This window comes from Paenibacillus pini JCM 16418 (assembly GCF_000576305.1).
Taxonomy (GTDB): Bacteria; Bacillota; Bacilli; order Paenibacillales; family Paenibacillaceae; genus Paenibacillus_AQ; species Paenibacillus_AQ pini.
The window spans coordinates 149431-168494 of record NZ_BAVZ01000007.1; the positions used below are offsets into that span (position 1 = coordinate 149431).

The 19064-nt window shown below is 42.0% G+C and carries 21 protein-coding genes, 3 pseudogenes and 1 riboswitch; of the genes and pseudogenes, 17 read left to right on the top strand and 7 right to left on the bottom strand.

What is annotated here, in order from left to right:
- Positions 1–65: 65 nt before the first annotated feature.
- From JCM16418_RS26655 to JCM16418_RS12190, 7 genes and pseudogenes are all read left to right on the top strand, one after another.
- Positions 66–302 carry a COX15/CtaA family protein gene (locus tag JCM16418_RS26655; protein ID WP_306304776.1) on the top strand — a complete coding sequence of 79 codons (237 nt, stop codon included), beginning with the start codon at positions 66–68 and terminating at the stop codon, positions 300–302.
- Positions 248–958: a COX15/CtaA family protein gene (locus tag JCM16418_RS12160; RefSeq protein ID WP_306304777.1), complete on the top strand. Its 711-nt coding sequence runs from the start codon at positions 248–250 to the stop codon at positions 956–958. The genes JCM16418_RS26655 and JCM16418_RS12160 overlap by 55 nt, the downstream gene beginning before the upstream one ends.
- 162 nt (positions 959–1120) lie before the next feature.
- Positions 1121–1840 carry a Cthe_2314 family HEPN domain-containing protein gene (locus JCM16418_RS12165; RefSeq protein ID WP_036649156.1) on the top strand — a complete coding sequence of 240 codons (720 nt, stop codon included), beginning with the start codon at positions 1121–1123 and terminating at the stop codon, positions 1838–1840.
- A gap of 100 nt (positions 1841–1940) precedes the next feature.
- Positions 1941–2078: riboswitch (SAM riboswitch) on the top strand.
- 100 nt (positions 2079–2178) lie between these two features.
- Positions 2179–3197 (top strand): annotated as a pseudogene (locus tag JCM16418_RS12175) (methionine ABC transporter ATP-binding protein).
- On the top strand, positions 3197–3871 hold the full coding sequence (locus JCM16418_RS12180; RefSeq protein ID WP_036649162.1) for a methionine ABC transporter permease: 675 nt from the start codon (positions 3197–3199) through the stop codon (positions 3869–3871). The pseudogene JCM16418_RS12175 and the gene JCM16418_RS12180 overlap by 1 nt, the downstream one beginning before the upstream one ends.
- A 132-nt stretch (positions 3872–4003) precedes the next feature.
- Positions 4004–4837 (top strand): MetQ/NlpA family ABC transporter substrate-binding protein, encoded by an 834-nt coding sequence (locus tag JCM16418_RS12185; protein ID WP_036649165.1) that lies wholly within the window; start codon positions 4004–4006, stop codon positions 4835–4837.
- Positions 4838–5066: 229 nt separating this feature from the next.
- Complete coding sequence (locus tag JCM16418_RS12190) at positions 5067–5843, top strand: SDR family oxidoreductase (protein ID WP_036649168.1); 777 nt, start codon at positions 5067–5069, stop codon at positions 5841–5843.
- A 67-nt stretch (positions 5844–5910) separates the two neighbouring features.
- On the opposite strand, the gene JCM16418_RS12195 is transcribed toward JCM16418_RS12190, so the two are convergent.
- A complete protein-coding gene (locus tag JCM16418_RS12195) occupies positions 5911–6156 on the bottom strand; it encodes a NifU family protein (RefSeq protein WP_036649172.1) in 246 nt (81 codons plus the stop codon).
- A 167-nt stretch (positions 6157–6323) separates the two neighbouring features.
- On the opposite strand from JCM16418_RS12195, the gene JCM16418_RS12200 reads away from it, so the two are divergent.
- Positions 6324–6578 carry a YuzB family protein gene (locus JCM16418_RS12200; RefSeq protein WP_036649174.1) on the top strand — a complete coding sequence of 85 codons (255 nt, stop codon included), beginning with the start codon at positions 6324–6326 and terminating at the stop codon, positions 6576–6578.
- Here the strand turns inward: JCM16418_RS12200 and JCM16418_RS12205 are convergent.
- On the bottom strand, positions 6575–7636 hold the full coding sequence (locus JCM16418_RS12205; protein WP_036649177.1) for an NAD(P)/FAD-dependent oxidoreductase: 1062 nt from the start codon (positions 7634–7636) through the stop codon (positions 6575–6577). The two genes, JCM16418_RS12200 and JCM16418_RS12205, sit on opposite strands and share 4 nt — an antisense overlap.
- Positions 7637–7725: 89 nt before the next feature.
- Positions 7726–8832: an aminofutalosine synthase MqnE gene (gene mqnE / locus JCM16418_RS12210; protein WP_036649179.1), complete on the bottom strand. Its 1107-nt coding sequence runs from the start codon at positions 8830–8832 to the stop codon at positions 7726–7728.
- A gap of 346 nt (positions 8833–9178) precedes the next feature.
- On the opposite strand from mqnE, the gene JCM16418_RS12215 reads away from it, so the two are divergent.
- Positions 9179–9541 carry a HesB/IscA family protein gene (locus JCM16418_RS12215; RefSeq protein ID WP_036649181.1) on the top strand — a complete coding sequence of 121 codons (363 nt, stop codon included), beginning with the start codon at positions 9179–9181 and terminating at the stop codon, positions 9539–9541.
- A 75-nt stretch (positions 9542–9616) separates the two neighbouring features.
- Here the strand turns inward: JCM16418_RS12215 and JCM16418_RS12220 are convergent, their stop codons facing one another.
- The gene (locus JCM16418_RS12220; protein WP_036649183.1) at positions 9617–9829 is read right to left on the bottom strand and encodes a hypothetical protein; all 213 of its coding nucleotides are present in this window, start codon (positions 9827–9829) and stop codon (positions 9617–9619) included.
- Positions 9830–10063: 234 nt separating this feature from the next.
- Here JCM16418_RS12220 and JCM16418_RS12225 point away from each other — a divergent pair, with 234 nt between their 5' ends.
- Together JCM16418_RS12225 and JCM16418_RS12230 are read left to right on the top strand one after the other, a co-directional pair.
- Entirely contained in the window at positions 10064–10711 is a 648-nt protein-coding gene (locus JCM16418_RS12225) for a YheC/YheD family protein (protein WP_242403814.1), read from the top strand.
- Between the two features lie 288 nt (positions 10712–10999).
- The gene (locus JCM16418_RS12230) at positions 11000–11143 is read left to right on the top strand and encodes a sporulation histidine kinase inhibitor Sda (protein ID WP_148298795.1); all 144 of its coding nucleotides are present in this window, start codon (positions 11000–11002) and stop codon (positions 11141–11143) included.
- A gap of 113 nt (positions 11144–11256) precedes the next feature.
- Here JCM16418_RS12230 and JCM16418_RS12235 read toward each other — a convergent pair.
- Positions 11257–12257, bottom strand: a pseudogene (locus tag JCM16418_RS12235) (NAD(P)/FAD-dependent oxidoreductase).
- A gap of 497 nt (positions 12258–12754) precedes the next feature.
- On the opposite strand from JCM16418_RS12235, the gene JCM16418_RS12240 reads away from it, so the two are divergent.
- On the top strand, positions 12755–13948 hold the full coding sequence (locus JCM16418_RS12240) for an NAD(P)/FAD-dependent oxidoreductase (protein WP_036649187.1): 1194 nt from the start codon (positions 12755–12757) through the stop codon (positions 13946–13948).
- A gap of 1 nt (position 13949) precedes the next feature.
- Positions 13950–14198, top strand: coding sequence for a hypothetical protein (locus JCM16418_RS12245; protein ID WP_036649189.1), 249 nt, complete (start codon positions 13950–13952; stop codon positions 14196–14198).
- A 71-nt stretch (positions 14199–14269) separates the two neighbouring features.
- Here the strand turns inward: JCM16418_RS12245 and hemQ are convergent, their stop codons facing one another.
- On the bottom strand, positions 14270–15019 hold the full coding sequence (gene hemQ, locus JCM16418_RS12250; RefSeq protein WP_036649191.1) for a hydrogen peroxide-dependent heme synthase: 750 nt from the start codon (positions 15017–15019) through the stop codon (positions 14270–14272).
- Between the two features lie 234 nt (positions 15020–15253).
- Between hemQ and JCM16418_RS12255 the strand changes: the two genes are divergently transcribed.
- The 3 genes and pseudogenes from JCM16418_RS12255 to dnaI all read left to right on the top strand — a co-directional run bounded on the left by JCM16418_RS12255 (position 15254) and on the right by dnaI (position 18221).
- Positions 15254–15550 (top strand): YuiB family protein, encoded by a 297-nt coding sequence (locus tag JCM16418_RS12255; RefSeq protein WP_036649194.1) that lies wholly within the window; start codon positions 15254–15256, stop codon positions 15548–15550.
- Positions 15551–15687: 137 nt separating this feature from the next.
- Positions 15688–17214: pseudogene (locus JCM16418_RS12260) on the top strand (replication initiation and membrane attachment family protein).
- Positions 17215–17255: 41 nt separating this feature from the next.
- Entirely contained in the window at positions 17256–18221 is a 966-nt protein-coding gene (gene dnaI / locus JCM16418_RS12265) for a primosomal protein DnaI (RefSeq protein ID WP_036649197.1), read from the top strand.
- A gap of 80 nt (positions 18222–18301) precedes the next feature.
- On the opposite strand, the gene JCM16418_RS24655 is transcribed toward dnaI, so the two are convergent.
- The gene (locus JCM16418_RS24655; protein ID WP_148298796.1) at positions 18302–18460 is read right to left on the bottom strand and encodes a YqzM family protein; all 159 of its coding nucleotides are present in this window, start codon (positions 18458–18460) and stop codon (positions 18302–18304) included.
- 232 nt (positions 18461–18692) lie between these two features.
- On the opposite strand from JCM16418_RS24655, the gene trxA reads away from it, so the two are divergent.
- Positions 18693–19010, top strand: coding sequence for a thioredoxin (gene trxA, locus JCM16418_RS12270; protein ID WP_036649199.1), 318 nt, complete (start codon positions 18693–18695; stop codon positions 19008–19010).
- The last annotated feature ends 54 nt before the right edge of the window (positions 19011–19064 follow it).

Below are 19064 nucleotides of genomic sequence, written 5' to 3' on the forward strand. Positions count from 1 at the left end.
CAGCAGGTGATCGAAATTTGAATACAAAACAGTTGAAATGGCTCAGTTATCTGACCTTTATTACCATGTTCTGTGCGACGTTTGGTGGAACAGTCGTGACAAAAACGGAATCGGGTTTGGGATGCGGGCATGAGTGGCCGCTTTGCCAAGGAAAGTTTGTTCCTGCCCACACCATTGCTTCACTTATTGAATATTCACATCGATTAGTTAGTGGTTTAGCCGGACTGACCGCGGTTATTGCCGTGCTATGCTTTTGGTTTTTTGCCAAAAACGTCGAGATCTGCGAGTATATTCTATCTTGACGCTTGTGTTTGTGTTGGTACAAGCATTCATGGGTGCGCTTGCTGTCGTTATTTCTCAATCATCAGCGGTGCTGGCTCTTCATTTTGGTTTTTCATTGATTGCCTTTGCTAGTTCACTTATGCTGGCGCTTGGGGCAAGGAGAATGGATAAGATTAAGGATTTACCTGTTCAAGTGGAACTGCCTCGCGTTGGCAAATTATTTCGTAACTTGACATGGGCTGTAACCATATATTCATATTTTGTTGTTTATTTGGGAGCTTACGTCAGTCATACGAGTTCGGCTGGAGGTTGCTCCGGTTGGCCGTTATGTAATGGTAAATTCATTCCAGAGCTTTCTGGAGGTGTAGGAATTGCTTTCATGCACCGAGTAGCAGCATTGCTCTTATTTATTCTAATTGCCATAATGGCTTACCATGCGTATCGGAGTAATAAAGGGAATCGGGAGCTTCAGGGGCTTGGAATTACAGCAGTCATCCTCTGCCTGATGCAAGTGTTCAGCGGAGCAGGTATTGTATATGCTCTGGACAAGCCAGAAATTTATTTCTTTGTCGCACTGCTGCATAACTTGCTAATTTCTTCTTTGTTTGGAATACTTTGCTATACAAGTGTTCGCGTTTGGCAGCTTAGTAAACCTTCAGCACTAGATAAGCGATAATGTATCAGTACGTAATGAATTCAATACCATTGTATATGTCTAAGATAAAGTCTCCGAGGAATTTTTCGGGGGCTTTATTTTGGAATGAGTGTGGCTGCATTAAGGACATCCTAAGTGAAGATGTGGAGACCGGCCAAATATGGAGTGGAGGGGTGAAGACGGATGCTTCTTTCGTTACTTGGAGAAATGCCAAGGCAAGAGAATGTTCTAATGAAGACAGCTATTGAGGCGATGTCTCAGACCAATAAACTGCTTCGAGAGGAACTGGAGAAGAGTGAAGATCCAACTCATGACTTTCGTAAACTCGAAATATGGACGCGCGGGCTGATTTCTTCTTTATATGAACTGGAGCAGAGCTGGACGGCGGCTTCCTTTTTTAGAAAACTGGTAATTGCGGGTTATATGGACGATATGACCATTCAAGAACAAAGTGAGTATGCGAGGTACGTTTATTTTTATAAAAATGGATTCATTAGAGTTTTCTCCATATTGGACAAATTGGGTACCGTATTAAATGAATTATTCAACCTGAGTACATTTAAAACAAAGCCTCATTTTTCATACTTCACGGTATTGCGTCAATTCGCTTACTATAATTTACACACAGAGCTTGCGAGCAAGCTCACAGTAATTAAAGACGAGTATAAATATACATTGAACGTGCTACGCAAGCGGCGTAATGCAGAGATTCACTACATGAATTCCGAAATGCAGGATGATCTATGGCAGCGTCATCAAGGACTTCACGATAGAGTGGAGCTGGAGGATCTCGATAAACATTTGCTGGATCTGAAATTAGGACTGGATATGGTTTGTAAAACGATGCTAACTGTATTTCAATATACGAATGATTTATTCATTCAAAAGGGTATGAAGATGTAGTAAAATATTTCTTTTTGACAAAACGAGCAAATAATTTTATACTTACTGAAAATACAGCTTGTTTTAAGAAAACATAACTTTTATAATTTCATAATCTTTTTTCTTATCGAGAGCGGCGGAGGGATAGGCCCGATGAAGCCCGGCAACCGATTTGAATGTACAGCAGAGGCTGTATTTTCAAATGTCATGGTGCTAATTCCTACAACCCCAAGGAGATTTGGCGGTTGGGAGATGAGAAGGCAGCGACTTTTGGATAAAAGTAGCCCTTTTTGTTTCTACAAACAAAGAGGGCTTTTTTGTGTCCGGAGTGAAGTCGTTAGTGAAGGAGGCACATCTGGTTGATACAGTTAAAACAATTAACTAAGAAATATGGCAAGGGCGATAAAATAACCGACGCTTTGACCTCACTTGATTTATCGATCAAGAAAGGCGAAATCTTCGGAGTTATAGGTCACTCGGGTGCAGGGAAAAGTACACTGATCCGTTGTATGAATTTGCTGGAGCGGCCTACATCAGGTGAAGTATGGGTAAATGATGTGGAGTTAACTGCACTTAATAAACAGCAATTGCAGCATGAACGCCGTAATATCGGGATGATTTTTCAGCATTTCAATTTACTCAGTTCGGCAACCGTGTACGATAACATTGCATTTCCACTCCAGCTTGCACATGCAAATAAAGAGCATATCCATGCTAGAGTAAGTGAATTACTAGCCTTGGTTGATCTGGAAGCTCATCGTGATAAATACCTTCACAATTATCGGGTGGACAGAAACAGAGAGTAGGTATTGCTCGCGCACTCGCGAGTGATCCTCAGGTGCTTTTATGTGATGAAGCAACTTCAGCTTTAGACCCGCAAACGACGGATTCGATTCTGAAGCTGCTGCTGGATATTAATAAACGCTTTAATCTGACCATCGTGCTGATTACTCATGAAATGCATGTCATTCAGAGTATTTGTGATCGCGTTGCCGTTATACATCAAGGCGGCATTATAGAGCAGGGACCTGTGACAGAAGTATTTCTTAAACCACAGCATGCCGTTACTCGAGATTTTATCCGTGGCGAAGCGAATGTAGGAGATTGGATTCATACTGTAGGTGGTAATGGAACAAATGGAGCCTTTTCACAGACCGTTAAGATAACCTTTCTAGGTGAGCAAACTTATGATGCCATTCTGTCCAGAACCGCTAGGGAAATTGGAGTTGATTTTGCTATACTTCAGGGTACCATTTCAACGATCAAGGATACGCCATATGGACAACTCTTTGTCCGTATTGAAGGAGAGGCGGACAAGATAAACGCAACCATTGCTGAGATCGCCTCTAAAGGTCTTGACGTGGAGGTGATTGACTGATGTGGGGCCTGGATTTCTCTCAGACAAATGTGAACTGGAGCGAAGTAGGTATAGCAACACTGGATACTCTTAAGATGCTAGGAGCTTCAGCGTTCTTTACCATCATTTTAGGGTTAGCACTAGGTATCCTATTGTACCAAACCGCTCGATCTTCTTCTAATGGGATTCGTGCCATCTACGCAATCATGTCATTTATTGTTAACATTTTGCGTTCTGTACCGTTTATTATTTTGATCGTAGTATTGTTACCTTTCACCAAACTTATCGTAGGTGTTTCGTATGGTGTCCTGGGCACCATTCCTCCACTTGTCATTGGAGCAGCACCCTTCTTTGCCAGATTGGTTGAGACGTCGCTACGCGAAGTTGACAGGGGCGTCATTGAGGCTGCGCAGTCTATGGGTGCTTCGACTGGACAGGTTGTCTGGAAGGTACTCCTACCCGAAGCTAGGCCCGGCTTGTTCGCTGCGATTACGATCACTGTAGTTACCTTGGTATCTTACACAGCAATGTCAGGCATGATTGGTGGCGGTGGATTAGGTGATTTAGCGATCCGCTATGGTTACATTCGGTACGATGCAGAAGTTATGATTATTGCGGTCGTCGTCATGATCATTCTCGTGCAAATATTGCAAATGGCCGGAGACAGATTAGTACGTCATTTTACTCGAAAATAATGCGTCTTCATCCGATCTATGCGGATTTTAAGAGAGGTATGAATGCATTTATTCCTTGTGCGAGAGAATAAATGCAGGAACCTTCTCATATATAAATCTCATTATTCTTATAAACTTTAGGGGGAATTGAAAATGAAAAAATGGTTACTTGCATTTCTAAGTTTGGCGTTAATTACGGTACTCGCAGCTTGCGGAAATAAGACAGCTGATAAAGAAGGTACAACATCGGAACCAGCTGGAGAGAATAAGACTGTCACGTTGACAGTAGGGGCAAGCCCATTGCCACATGCAGAGATACTAAAGCATATCCAGCCTGCTCTTGAGAAAGAAGGAGTTAAGCTTGTGATTAAGGAATATACAGATTATGTTCAACCTAATGTCCAATTGTCTGAAAAAGCATTAGATGCGAACTTCTTTCAACATCAACCCTACCTTGATAGTGAGAATGCTAAACGTAATATGGATCTAGTTTCTGTAGTAGCTGTTCACTTGGAGCCGATGGGTGCTTACTCTAAAAAGCATAAAAGCATTGATGAAATTTCAGATGGTGCTGTTATCGGTATTCCCAATGACGCTACGAATGGTGGACGCGCCCTGAGCTTGCTTGCTAAGAAAGGACTCATTAAGCTGAAAGACGAGAACAAAGTAGATTCTACAGTGAAGGATATCACGGAGAATCCGAAGAATATCAAATTGATAGAATCCGATGCTGCTATGCTTCCACGCCAGCTTGATGAATTCGATCTAGCTATTATTAATACGAACTATGCACTTCAAGCCAAATTGGACCCTACGAAAGATGCTTTATTTATCGAGGATAAAGATAATCCATACGCCAACATCCTCGTAGCGCGTCCGGATAATAAAGATTCTGATGAAATGAAGAAATTGGCTGCTGCATTGACTAGCGCCGATGTGAAGAAGTTTATCGAAGATAATTACAACGGTGTTATCCCAGCATTTTAAGCTACAGATGGTCCAAAATTAGAATAAATACGTATTAAATGAAATAACTAGATTTCATGCCACAGACACTTGCGTCTGTGGCTTTTTCTTTGTCTCATCTCTTTCAGACAAGTGAGTTGTAGCGACTTGGTAAATCTTTTATACTGTATAGACTGAACTTAGGTTTAAACAGAAGAATGTTAGGCTTAGTGTAAGCGGATGAACTGCCCTTTGGGGAGGAGGAAAGACGTTGAAAGGTAAGATTGCCCTCATTACAGGCAGCGCCAAAGGACTGGGTAAAAAAACAGCGTTGACGTTGGCTACCCAAGGCTGCGATATTGCACTTAATTATGTGCACAGCGAGGCAGAAGCAGAAGAACTACAGCAGAAAATTATTGAGCTAGGTGTTCGTTGTATCGCTGTTCAGGCGGATATTTCAGACGCTTCTCAGATTGAAGGATTAGTTCGGCAAGTTGATGCAGAGCTCGGCAGTGCCGATATTGTAATAAATAATGCAGGACCCTTTATCCGTGAGAGAAGACTATTTGCGGAATATAGGCAAGAAGAAATTATTTCACTTATACAAGGAAATTTGCTCGGTACAATGCTTCTTGATCATTTTGTGCTACCATCTATGCGTAAGAAGAAATGGGGCCGTATCATTCACTTTGGTTTTGGCCATGCAGGCGAAGCAAGGGCATGGCCTCATCGGGCTGTATATGCCGCTGCTAAGACCGGCCTGGTATCTTTTACGAAGACACTCGCGGTTGAAGAGGCTCCGTTTGGAATTACCGTTAACATGGTATGTCCTGGAGATATCCGTGGAGACAACAAAGAAAAGGGTATTGCTGATGTTGTTGGCATGGTGGATTCGGAGACACCGCGGGGACGGCCTGGGAGCGGAGAGGATATTGCTCGGGTCATTCACTATTTATGTCAGAATGATTCTGATTTCATTACAGGTAACATTATGGATATTTCAGGCGGTCTTGATCCCATTCGTCCTTGGATTGATCCTTCTTATTAACAATGGTCATAAAAAAAGAGCCCTGCTTCTCAATAGAGAAGCGGGCTCCTTTACTTATTAAATAGGATTAAAACACTTGGATAACGTCTTGGACGCCATCAACTTCCTCAACCAGTGCACGTTCAATCCCGGCTTTCAAAGTAATAGTGGAACTTGGACAGCTACCGCAGGCACCTACCAATTTCAATTTCACAATACCGTCTTCCACGTCGACCAATTCCACGTCACCGCCATCGCGCTGCAGGAACGGACGAAGCTTATCCAGCACTTCTGATACTTCATCGTACATTGTACCTTGTGCGTTTTCGCTCATTTTGTTCAACTCCTTTCCTATAATGATTATTATATTACAATCCGAGGTAAAATAAAATGGCTATATATGTTGATGTCACTAAAGAGGCGTTGCTTAAGTGAACAACCATCGTTAAACTAAGGGTAGTCCATCTTTAGATGAATCAATATAGAGCAGGTGATAAAACGATGAGACCCATCATTGAGTTTTGTACAAATAACATGCACTTCGGCACCGATGAAGTTATGGATAAGCTGGAGGAGAACCTCGATTACGATGTAATCGAATATGGTTGTCTCTCCAATTGTGGCCAATGCGCCATGATGCCGTTTGCGATGTTAAATGGTGAAATCTTAGATGCTGACAGCGCTGATGAGCTGTATGAAATAATTCTAGCCAAAATTAAGGAACTTGAGGCTTGGGATCAGATTGATCTGGACTAACCAAAATGGCGTCTAGATAACCAGAGTACTCCGCTCTTCAACATGCGGGGTACTCTTCCTTTTACGGAGGTTCTACCCATTAGGCCGAATCCGGCTTTACTACCAAGTGCACCTAATGTGCCCTTAAGATGAATTTTATGCAATTTTGGAGTGTCTCCACGCCAGATGGCATGCATAATTTCAGCTACTTGCTCTGCTTGAGCTCCGGCAGCTTGAGCACTTGGTGCGAACGGTATGCTAGCGCAGTCGCCAACCACAAAGACTTCGGTATGATCTGGAATTTGATAATACTGATTCAGAATCACTCGTCCACCAGTGTCTTTAGGTACTTGAAGGTCTTGTACCACTTTCACAGGCTGGATGCCCCCTGTCCAAACTGTAACATCCGAATGAATAGGTTCATTTCCATTAAAAACAACGCCATCTTCCAAATGTGACACTGAAATATGAGAGCGAGTTTGCACATCATGATCTTGAAACCACTGTTCCACGTATTTGGAGACTGTAGCAGGGAATGCAGATAAAACTCGGCTTCCTCGATCCAAAATCGTAATATTGAGGTCTGGACGACTCTCACGGAGCTCGGCAGCGGTTTCGACGCCACTTAGTCCTCCACCAATGATATGCACATTCCCATAGGGTTTAACGTCATTCAGGCGCTGATAAGTCAGGCGGGTGCTGGAGAATGTCTGAATGCTGTTTGAATAAAGTTCTGCACCGGGTATGCCATGATAGCGATCTGTACAACCTAAGGCAATGACTAAATAATCGTATACAATCGGATCAGATTGATCCATATGGACCGTTTTATTCTCCAAGTCAATGGAAGTGACGTCTCCATATGTTTTGGTTAACTGCGGGTGATTTGGGAATGCAATACGTAAATCAAAATCAGATGCAGTTCCCGCCGCGAGAGCATAATATTCGGTTTTAATTCCTTGAAACGGCATACGATCCACAAGTACCAATTCAATATCGGATGGCAAATGATGGTTAAGAAGGCCTTGAATAATGGCGAGGCCTCCATAGCCTCCACCGAGTATGACGAATTTTCTCATCGGGTCCGTCGTTCCTTTCTTGTACCGGTTTTAATTTTTGGTTGTAATTCCTCTGTCATGACATAGGTGCTTATCTTATATATAAACCTTTATTCGTACACTTTAATTTCGTTGTAGAATGTATCGCGTTCAACTGGAATACGTCCAGCACCTTTAACTAACCAAATGAGCTCTTCTCGAGTTAGACCTTCTGGAGTCAGAGCGCCTGCGGCATGGCTAATCCGTTCCTTAATAATAGTGCCGTGAACGTCAGAGGCACCAAAACTGAGCGCTACCTGAGTAAGCTGAGCGCCAATGTTAATGAAGTAAGCTTTGACATGATCAATATTGTCGAGCATTAGACGACTGATTGCGATGGTTTTGAGATCTTCGTAAGCCGAATTACGGCGCATAATTCCAGCATTTTTGTTTCTAGGTTGCATGGATAATGGAATAAAGACCATGAAACCATTTGTTTCATCTTGTAACTCCCGAATTTGGATCATGTGCTTGATACGATCTTCATGGCTTTCAATGGAACCGTAAAGCATCGTAGTATGTGTTTTCATGCCAAGCTCATGTGCTGCACGGTGCACGGCTAGATATTCAGCAACATTTGCTTTATCAACCTTCATCTTTTTACGGTATTGGTCAGATAGAATTTCTGCACCACCGCCTGTAAGGGACTTCAATCCTGCCTTTTGTAACGCCTGCAGAACTTCTTTAATGCTAAGTCCGCTAATACGTGTGAAGAAATCAATTTCTGCAGCCGTATATGCTTTGAGTGTGACATCAGGGAAACGATCCGTTAGTGCTTGCAAGGAATCAACATAATATTGAAAAGACTGATGTGGATTGTGACCACCAACAATATGGAATTCTCTTACCCCCGGATGAATATGCTGTTCAACGTATTCGATCATTTCCTGACCTGAGTAAGTATAAGATCCTTCGTCGTCCAAATCCTTACGGAAATTACAAAATGCGCAGCGCGCCTCACATACATTGGTAAAATATAAACTCATATTTTCAATGAAATATACTTTTTTTCCGTTTTTACGTAGGTTAGCTTCATTAGCTAGCTGGCCTAGTGTTAATAGATCATCGGTTTCATACAGGAATACACCATCTTCCAGGCTTAAACGCTGGCCCTGGCGCACCTTCTCTACAATCTCTTCCATTCTCTTACCTGTAAAAGGCGTAACGATAGTGGACATATCCATTCCTCCTGTTCAGATATTTAGTAGTGAGTTCTTGTCGTACTTAGCATCCCGTGGAGTCGGAAGGGGTCCGGCTGTTATCAAGTATATCGGGAAGTACAATTACCATTTCATGTGAAAAAAGTTACAACTAATATTGACAAAGCGTTGTCAGCAACGTGACAAATTTTCAACAGTTCATCAAACTTTCACCTCCCCTATTATAGCTCCCGTTCTCAGGAGCCGCAATACAGTGAACAGGAAAAAAAGGGGAGTAATGATCTCAAATATCCGCTGGGTAGCGGCTTGAGGGGAAGTGAAATGTGGAGTATACTATAAGTAAGTAACAAAAGGAGGGTGTCCTATGATTAATATAAGCGATTCCGCTTTTGATAAACTGAAAGAAATGCTGAATGATCAGGAAATACCTGATATGTTCCTTCGTTTGGGAGTTCAGTCTGGTGGATGCAGTGGATTTTCATACGCAATGGGTTTCGATGACGAAGAGTCTGAAGAAGACATTTTTATGAATGTTAAGGATATGAAAGTTGTGGTCGATAAGGAAAGTCTACCGTTGATCAACGGTTTGGAGATTGATTTTGAAGAATCGGGTATGTCGGGTGGCTTCACGATGAATAATCCAAATGCGTCAGCTACATGCGGCTGTGGCTCTTCATTCCGTACAGCTACCGATGCAGGTAAACCTTCAGCTGAGGGCGAGTGCTAATAAAATAGTAAGGCGCATGATGTATTCCAAGTGGAATACATCATGCGCCTTTTTTTGTTATGTCTGTTATGTTTCCTACAGCCCAGGAACGATAAACGTCTTGTTAACCATAAGTATAATCATGCCTGCAGCCATGAGAGAGAATACAATACACCCAGCGCCCAGTCCTCTGCGGCGGTCTTTAATGAATTTGAAACCTAAGGCAAATATAACAATCGACGTGACAGCAAGAGCCAAAGACATGCCAATCATTGCGATCCAGTATAATACTCCGAAAAATTCAGCCACCTTAAGTAGATCCTCCTTTTTAACACATCATCGTAATTATATCCGATATTTATAAATACGCCAAGCTAAAACGGGTGACGATTTGGGAACATTTGACTAACACTTTTATCCGCATAAGCACGTTTTTCTTAACTCAGGCGGGGTTTATGTACAATCATCCAAGAAACCTCTCTACTTGACGAGTATGCTACTAGCATAGAAGAAGAAAGGAGGCGGGAGTATGGGGGAAGACAGTTGGCCAGCAAGTGGCTTAAAACTGAGGCACTGCTGACAGATGCAGAGGTAGCCCATTATATCCCCGAAACCAAATCACTGACAACAGCAAATCTTCAGGACATGTTGACCAAATTTGGCTTTGTTGTCGTTAAACCAATCGTTGGTGGCGGTGGATACGGCGTGATTAAAATTGCTAGCACAGGCTCTGGATATCAGATCACCCATTCGTTCCAGTCTCATCAATATGACAGTTTCTCCAAAATGTATAGCGCTTTATTCAAAATCAAAGCTAAGCGCAATTATTTGATTCAGCAAGGGATTCATCTTGCGCGAATCAATGGGCGGCCCATTGATTATCGTGTGAAGTATGTAAAGCAAGATGGGCAATGGCATTTCCGGTCCATGGTCGGAAGACTTGCCAAGAATGGATTGTTTGTAACTAATTTATGTAAGGGTGGTTCGCAATTAACCGGTTCTGAGGGTCTGCGCCGCTCACTGCCGAAGGTTTCCACATCAGCTAAACGTAATGAAATGCGTATGCTTACGCGTAAATGTACAGCTATTTTAGAGGCTCGTTTTCCAGGAATCGGTGAACTGGGATTTGACTACGGTCTAGACCATAAAGGAAAGATATGGATCTTTGAGGTGAATACACGTCCACTATGAACAAAATTAATTTTTATCGTTTAGTGAGTAAAGATAAGGGTAATAAAATGGTAGATTCATATAAAATTCCAAAATAAAGAAAATAATTTTTCGAAAATAACATGGATGGAAATCCTGTGTATAAAGTTTATCCCCAATATCCACTGCATACTTAATGGTTTTTCGACACTTGCTAACAAACTATACACAGGATTTCCACAATTAGCTGTGGATAAGCGAACGCTTGTTCCGCTATTAAATGTTTGTTATGATAGATTTAAGGAAAATAAAGGAAAGGGAGTGGCATCCATGGCTATGCTAACAGATGAAATGCTACTGGATTCATATCATACCGCCGTTCAATTGATGTTGGACCGCGACTTTATTGCATTACTATTAGCAGAAATCCACAAACGTGAACTGGAGACCTCACCAGCAGAGCTTGTTCATTAACTTAGATACATACTTCAAAATGAAAAAATAAGGGTACCCTTTCGTTTCACTGCTAAAGTAGTGAAATAAAGGATACCCTCTTTTGTTAATAATCGTTGTTAATAATAGAAGGATTATAATTTCATATTACTGCTGTGCCCTGGAGATAGTTTAGCATCTGGATCAATGTAAACCTTCGCATTGTTGACTGCGGTTGGAGCTTCACCAAACCCGACAGCAATAAGTTTGAGTTTACCAGGATACGTCGTGATATCACCTGCAGCAAAGATACCTGGAATATTCGTCTCTGTACGAGAATCGACGACGATGGAGTTGCCCTCGATTTGAATACCCCATTCTGCAATGGTCCAAGCGAGGAAACAAAACCGAAATTGACGATAACATCATCGACTTCAATTTCTTGAGTTTCTTTTGTTTTCACATGTGTAAGAGTCACCTTGTTAATCGTTTCTTCACCATGAAGGGCAGTGATCTCAGTCGGTGTAACGACATTAACCTTAGAGTTCATCAAGTTCTCAACACTATGTTCATGAGCACGGAACTTGTCACGACGGTGAATAAGTGTAACCTGCTCAGCAATGGGTTCGAGCATAAGAGCCCAGTCTACGGCAGAGTCCCCTCCACCCGTAATAAGTACTTTTCTACCTTTAAAGCGACTGAGGTCATTTACAAAATAGTGAAGATTTGCTTTCTCAAATGCTTCAGCACCCTCAACATCCAGTCTACGAGGCTCGAATGCACCTACACCGGCTGTGATAATAATCGCTCTTGAGTGATATTCCCCTTTGTCTGTTGTCACAATAAAGTGACGCTCGTCTTGCTTGACTACAGAGGTGACTTTCTCTTCTAATCGTAAATTAGGCTCAAAATGCTGCATTTGTTGGGATAGGTTATCCACAAGCTCTTGAGCTGTGATTTTTGGGAAACCAGCAACATCATAAATATACTTTTCAGGGTAAAGAGCAGCAAGCTGGCCACCAAGTTGAGGCATACTTTCAATTAACGTAACGGAAGCTTGGCGCATTCCGCAATAAAAGGCAGCGAACATGCCCGTTGGGCCTCCCCCAATGATGAGCAGGTCACTTAGTTCAACACCCTCAGGTTGCGATGTCATTTTTGTAAAACACCTCCAAATAATATAAAAATCACGGACCCGTAGATCATGTCTCCGTTGATTTATTGTCTTCAATACTTGTTCATTATAATACTCAAACCGAAAACTGAAAAGTTTCAGTTTATAATATGCGAAAATGATGTACTTTCTATATAGACTTATTGTAAAATAAAGGAAAATATTAAGGCCGCAAAGCCTTGTAATTGGCAAATAAAGTCTTGATCTTTTGTATGAAAATAGCTATTATTTCAATTATGTGTGATTATCGGTTATGCCCTAAATAAGAAAATATATCAAATTTTTTTGAACACCGTTTTACAGATTTTTTGATAAAAAAACGACAACGGTTTACAATAGATAACATAGAAATCTCACGTTTTCCGAGGAGAGACGGGAAGCGGAAGTATGACACTTGAACTTGCCCGAAATGTGTATATTTTCACAATAGTTTGTTATGTAATACACCATACAAAGAAGAATTTGGAAGGAGCAAGATCATGAGTAACATTCCTAAAATAGTTATCCTCGGTGCAGGTTATGGGGGGATTCTTACCGCTCAACGTCTTCAAAAAGAATTGAATTATAATGAGGCAGACGTTACATTGGTTAACCGCCATGATTACCATTACATAACTACGCATCTGCATATGCCTGCTGCAGGTACAGATAGTATTGAGAATACGCGGGTACCTATTTCTAGACTGATTGATGAATTTAAAGTGGATTTGGTCAAATCCTCAGTACAGGAGATTCGTCCACAAGAGAAGAAAATTATCTTGGAAGACGGTACCCTGTCTTATGACTATTTAGTTATTGCTTTAGGTGGTGAATCAGAGAGCTTCGGTATTCCTGGGCTAGCTGAGCATGCCTTAACAATACGTAGTATCAACTCCGTACGCTTGATTCGTAAGCATATTGAATATCAATTCGCTCTGTATAAGAATGAGAAGAATCCACAAGAACGTATTAATTTCGTAGTGGGGGGAGCTGGATTCAGTGGTATTGAATTCGTAGCTGAACTTGCAGATCGTATTCCTCAACTGTGCAAAGAATATGACGTAGACCCTAATCTTGTCAATATATATAATGTGGAAGCAGCACCTACTGCACTTCCGGGATTTGCTCCTGAACTCGTAGATTATGCGATGGATGTTCTTCGTAGAAAGGGAGTTACCTTTAAAATCGGTGTGGCTATTAAAGAATGTACAGCAAGCGGTGTACTCCTTGCAACAGGAGAAGAAATTAAAGCTGCTACGGTTGTATGGACCGGCGGTATTCGTGGTAATCACATGATTGAAGCTGCTGGCTTTGAAACTGCGCGTGGACGTGTGAAAGTGGATGAGTATCTGCATGCACCGGGTCACGAAAACATCTTCATTATCGGAGATAATGCTCTAATCATGAATCCAGAAGGACGCCCTTACCCACCAACTGCTCAAATTGCGATGCAGCAAGGCGTATGTTGTGCTCATAATATTGTGACTTCAATCCGCAATCAACAACCTAAGAAATTTGTGTTTAGCAATAAAGGTACGGTTGCTTCACTTGGTAAAGGTGAGGGGATTGCGGTTGTTGGAGGTAAGCATTTAAAAGGATGGACGGCAGCCCAACTGAAAAAAGTCGTAGATATGCGTTACCTCTTTACGATTGGCGGAATTCCGCTCGTGCTGAAGAAGGGAAGATTCCTCTAAAATGCGTCATTGCAGCGTTCAAGTCCGGGGACTTTTAACACGTGAAGAGCTGGATCGATATAATGCTCTAATGGAAGTTGGCGCATTTCTAGAAAATGAGCAGAAGTATGATTTGGTATACATCGTTCAGAAGGAAATTGATATTCTAATTCTCCCTGCCATCGAGAGGCTTAAAGACAAGGGCCGTGATCGAGACCGGGCAACAGCGGAATTTCTGGAATCATTACAGCATATAGACGATCAACAATAAGTATTAGTGAACAAAATATAAAAAGGGTTTGCCTTTAAGGCAAACCCTTTTGTATCTATATGGGATGTCGACTACACTTTCAAGAGATCTTCAAACGTGCCTGCTGTGAGCAGTGTTCCTACATAGAAGCCGCCGAACTCGGCGAAACGAGCGCTAACCTCATCAAAACGCATTTCATAAACGAGCTTTTTGAATTGAAGGGCATCATCCGCAAAAAGTGTAACTCCCCATTCCCAATCATCGAAGCCAACAGATCCGGTAATGATCTGCTTCACTTTTCCCGCATAGCTGCGTCCAATTAGACCATGGCTCCGCATCATCGAGCGGCGCTCATCCATATCAAGCATATACCAGTTGGAACCTTCTTCCCGTTTTTTGTTCATGGGGTAGAAGCAAATGTATTGGCTCTTTGGAAGTGAAGGCTTGAGACGAGCAATCACATGTGGATTCTCCATTGGATCTCCACCATCGGAACCAGCGAGGTAATTACTGAGTTCTACAACACTAACATATGAATAAGACTTGGTTGTGTATTGCGCAAAAGATGTTTTATTAAAAGCGGTCTCAACCGCGTTCAGTTCTTCCAAGGTTTCACGAAGGTGCATGAATACGAAATCAGCTTTTTGACCTACAATGGTGTATACGGCTGTGCTGCCTTTCTTGGCCTCATCAATTTGAGCCCATTCTTGTAAAAAGGCTTGCAGTTCGTCAAGTGCCATAGCGCGGTCTTCATCATCGGCGGATTTCCAAGCAGTCCAGTTCATGGACCGGAAATCGTGAAGAGCGTACCAACCTTCTAAAGTCGATGCTGCTTCATTCATTTAATAATCACTCCTAAGTGTATAAGTAGCTTCATTAATCCTAGTTGTTATTGTATCTTATCCAGAAGTGAAAGAGCAAACGAAGACACAATCTATTCACGGAATGTTCGTTGCTTCGTGACAATTTTTTTAGTAAACTAACTACTATAATAGTAGGAACAGACCAGCCCATGTAAGCTTTATATTGATACCTTACATATAATTGGCAAATGAAGAAGAGGTGAACAGGCTAGTATGCAATTTATTCCGGTGCTTGTGTTAATGGTACTGTTTTTTGTTATGATGTTCGGCATTGGCTTTATTCTCAATATGTTAATGAAGACCACATGGTTCCCTTCTTACTTATTTATTATTGTTATTTTGCCAGTGGTTGTATATTCCTTATGGGACCGCGATTCCATTTCATTTGTCGGTCACTTAGAGTCATTTCACGTGGTTGATTATTTAACAGGTGTGGCTGGTTTAGCAGGAGCAATTATTAGTGGGTGGTCCATTCAGAAGCTTCGTAAGGGTGGATTTAAAATGTTTTAATTTCAAGTATTGTCGTTCACAGTTCTCCTATATAGGAGGACTGTTTTACTTTATTAGGGAGGAAATATGTTCGGAGTAAGCCTTCTTTTTATGATAGAATAGAGAAAGTCTACGTAAACAATGGGGGGCATTAAACGATGCTAATGAAGAGCCTGCTGCATTATACGGAGAATCATCGGTACTGTGTGTATCGCGATTTCTGTTTAAGCAGTTTGGATAGTAAAATGCTCAGTTCAGTCTACCAACTATGGTCGGAGCCTTTGCGATAAGCTATATCATCTGCTCTTTCAGCAGGTACCTATAGATAAATTGGGATATTCGCGTGCAGAACAGCAGCGTCGCTTATTCATGACGCTAGGGCTGGAACCAAGTGAGAAGGGTCGCAAGCTTCTGATTGAACAGACGTCACGGCTGGAGGCAGTAGGATTACTGCAAACAAGCCGTATTTATGTTCCAGAACATGAGGATTATATGTATGAGTATGAGCTCCAGGCGCCACTATCACCAGCAGAATTTTTCAATACTCAGCATTTGACTCTGCTCCTTCGCGATAAGATTGGAAAGTTTGCTGTGCTTTGGCTACGCGAAGAGCTATGGTCGAAGGAACCTGAGGAATGGGCAGGATCAACTGCAAACAATAAAGAAAATATTTCTGTAGCATTTTATGATATTTTTGAGCTGAATACACATGTGATTGATTATGAATTAGAGCAGGCATTATCGGAGGTCTCAACAGCAAGACAACCGGGTATGGCTGGCATTGAAGAAGATGGCGAGTTGAATTATGCAGATATCATTCTCCGGTTTCCGAAAGAATCGGTAAACCGCAAGCATGTAGAAAAGCTGCGCTTCGACCATGAGCAATTGGGGATCGTTAATTATGTCGTCCGTAAATATGATCTAAGCGTTCAAGATATGTGTAGATTGTTGGATGAGGACGGTATTTTCGGCACGGACGGCAATCTGCTGCTAGATGAGCTCCAGCATCAAGCCAACCTGCAATTCCGTCAAGGGAAGAGAAGGCAAGAGCAACGTGAAGTACTGGCGGGTAAAGTTGTTTCTTTTAGACAAGCAGCAGCAGAGGAAGAGAAGGATTCACCTCCTCCACTGGAACATGCGGTGCAGATGGAGTATTATGTGGACGTACCTGTTCAATTTCAATCGAAATGTGATGTTCACCAATATAATATGATGCTTCGTAATGAACCCTATACGAAGCTACTCAAGACTTTTTTTCCAGGATCGGTACCAGATAATCTAATCGATATATTTGAAAAAATAGATCTAAGCTATAAATTGCCAGGTGAAGTTATTAACGTTCTCATTCATTATTTAATGTCACTCTTAACCTCTGGCGGAAGTGATCAAAGAATTAATCGTAATTTTGTCGAGGCGATTGCTTCTAATATGTTGCTAAAACAGGTTAGTACGTATGAGAAGGCAGTTCATTATATTCGTGAGCAGTCTAAGGTGAAAGGGAAGCAGGCAGCTTCGGGTGCATCCCGTTCGACACGAACGTATGGCGGGAAGACAACGAAGGCGAAGCCAGAAATTCCGATTGCTCAAGAACAAGGTTCTATCATGACGTGACAGAGGAAGAGTACGAGGAAATGCTGAGAATGGCGGCTGAAATGCAAGCGAATAAGAGTAAAGGTGGCGTCTGATGTTGATGGCGTTCTCCCCTTCATGAAAGGAGGATACAGGTATGGAATCCATGGGTGAAGTACTTCGTAAAATGAAGAGCCCTTCGTTTATGAAGCGGTCACAAGATATTGAGAAAGAGTTATTACAGGACCCGCTTGTTCAAGAGTTAGTGAGGCAGCATCCTGAGCTCGATGCATCGGCCCTTCGCTTGAACCTAAGCAAGCTATTCCAATATACACGTGAGCGTCATCATTGCGAGGCCTGTCCGGGGCTTGAGCGTTGTCCTAACGATTTCCAAGGTCATTACAGTAAGTTAGAAGTGACTGAATCATTAGGTCAATCTGCGCAGATGATTGAGCGGAAGGTTCCTTGTTCATTACAGGTCTCTAAATTACAGCAAGATCAGATCCGCAAACGGATTCGTAGCTTCTATGTAGATGAACGCGCTCTGAATGAAGGTTATCATGAAGTTGAAATCATGGGTAAAGATCGGATGAGAGCTCCCGCAGTTAATCAGGTATTTCGCTACATCCGTGAGGTTAAGGAAAATGGATTGTCCTCGAAAGGGTTATATTTATACGGCTCTTTTGGTACAGGTAAAACCTTTCTAATGAGTTACCTCCTTCACGAACTAGCGATTTCAGGTTACAGTGGAGTGATCGTCTACATGCCTGAATTCGTAGAAGATCTAAAGTCGATGCTGCAGGATAATCAGAAGCTCAAGGAAAGTGTTGAGCTGATGAAAAATTGTGACTTGCTTATCTTTGATGATATTGGGGCAGAAAATTTAAATCCATGGGTTCGGGACCATGTCATGGGCGCAATTCTTAACTATCGGATGAATCGTAAACCTACGTTCTACACGTCCAACTATGGTCTGGACGGACTGGAGAAGCATCTGAGCTTCACCAACAAGGATGGAGAAGAAGGATACAAAGGTCAGCGATTGATGGATCGAATCTCTCCGTTTGTTGATGTCGTACATTTGCATGGTGAAAATCAACGTGGAGATAAAGGCGCTCGATAAGCTGTATGTATATAAGAAAAAAAGCCTGATCTTTCCGCTAGCGGAAAGATCAGGCTTTTTAGCGTGCTCACAAGGAGCTGTTAGCCTGAAATGATAAATTTGATAATGACCATTGCAGCGAAGAGAACGGTCATAAACAGAGCCATTCCTCCAACTCCAGCCATTAAGTCAAACAAGTCATTACGCGGCTCTTCATTCACGTGTTTCCGCGGGTCATTAGCGTGCACGTTTGCATCCATGGTAAATGCCTCCTCATGAAGGTTTCGTGGTATGTAAATGAACGGAGTCATTGACACAGAAACCCGAGTTAACCTTAGTATACCCAATACTAAAAGAATTTGTAAAGAATATGTGGAGAATACTTATAGAGGACATTTCACATTTGGGAATGGAATGTGGTATACTTAAACTGTCCGCAAAGACATATCAGTTTACAATAATTCAGCTTTTTTATAAGGAGGAAATAATATTATGGCAATTGTGAATGTATCTGACCAATCCTTTAATGCTGAAATTGAAGGTCAAGGTATTGTAATGGTAGATTTTTGGGCTCCTTGGTGTGGTCCTTGTAAGATGATCGCTCCAATTCTGGATGAACTGTCCACTGAAGTTGGAGACTCTGTCAAAATCGCGAAACTGAACGTGGATGACAATCCAGAGACAGCTTCCCGTTTTGGCGTAATGAGTATCCCAACATTGATCTTCTTCAAAGATGGTCAACCGGTTGATAAAGTTGTGGGACTGAACTCGAAAGACTCCCTGAAGAATATTCTTGCTAAACATCAATAATGAATGGCTTTACCCTCAGCGCCTCCGGCTAACCGGAGGCGTTTTATTTGCTGT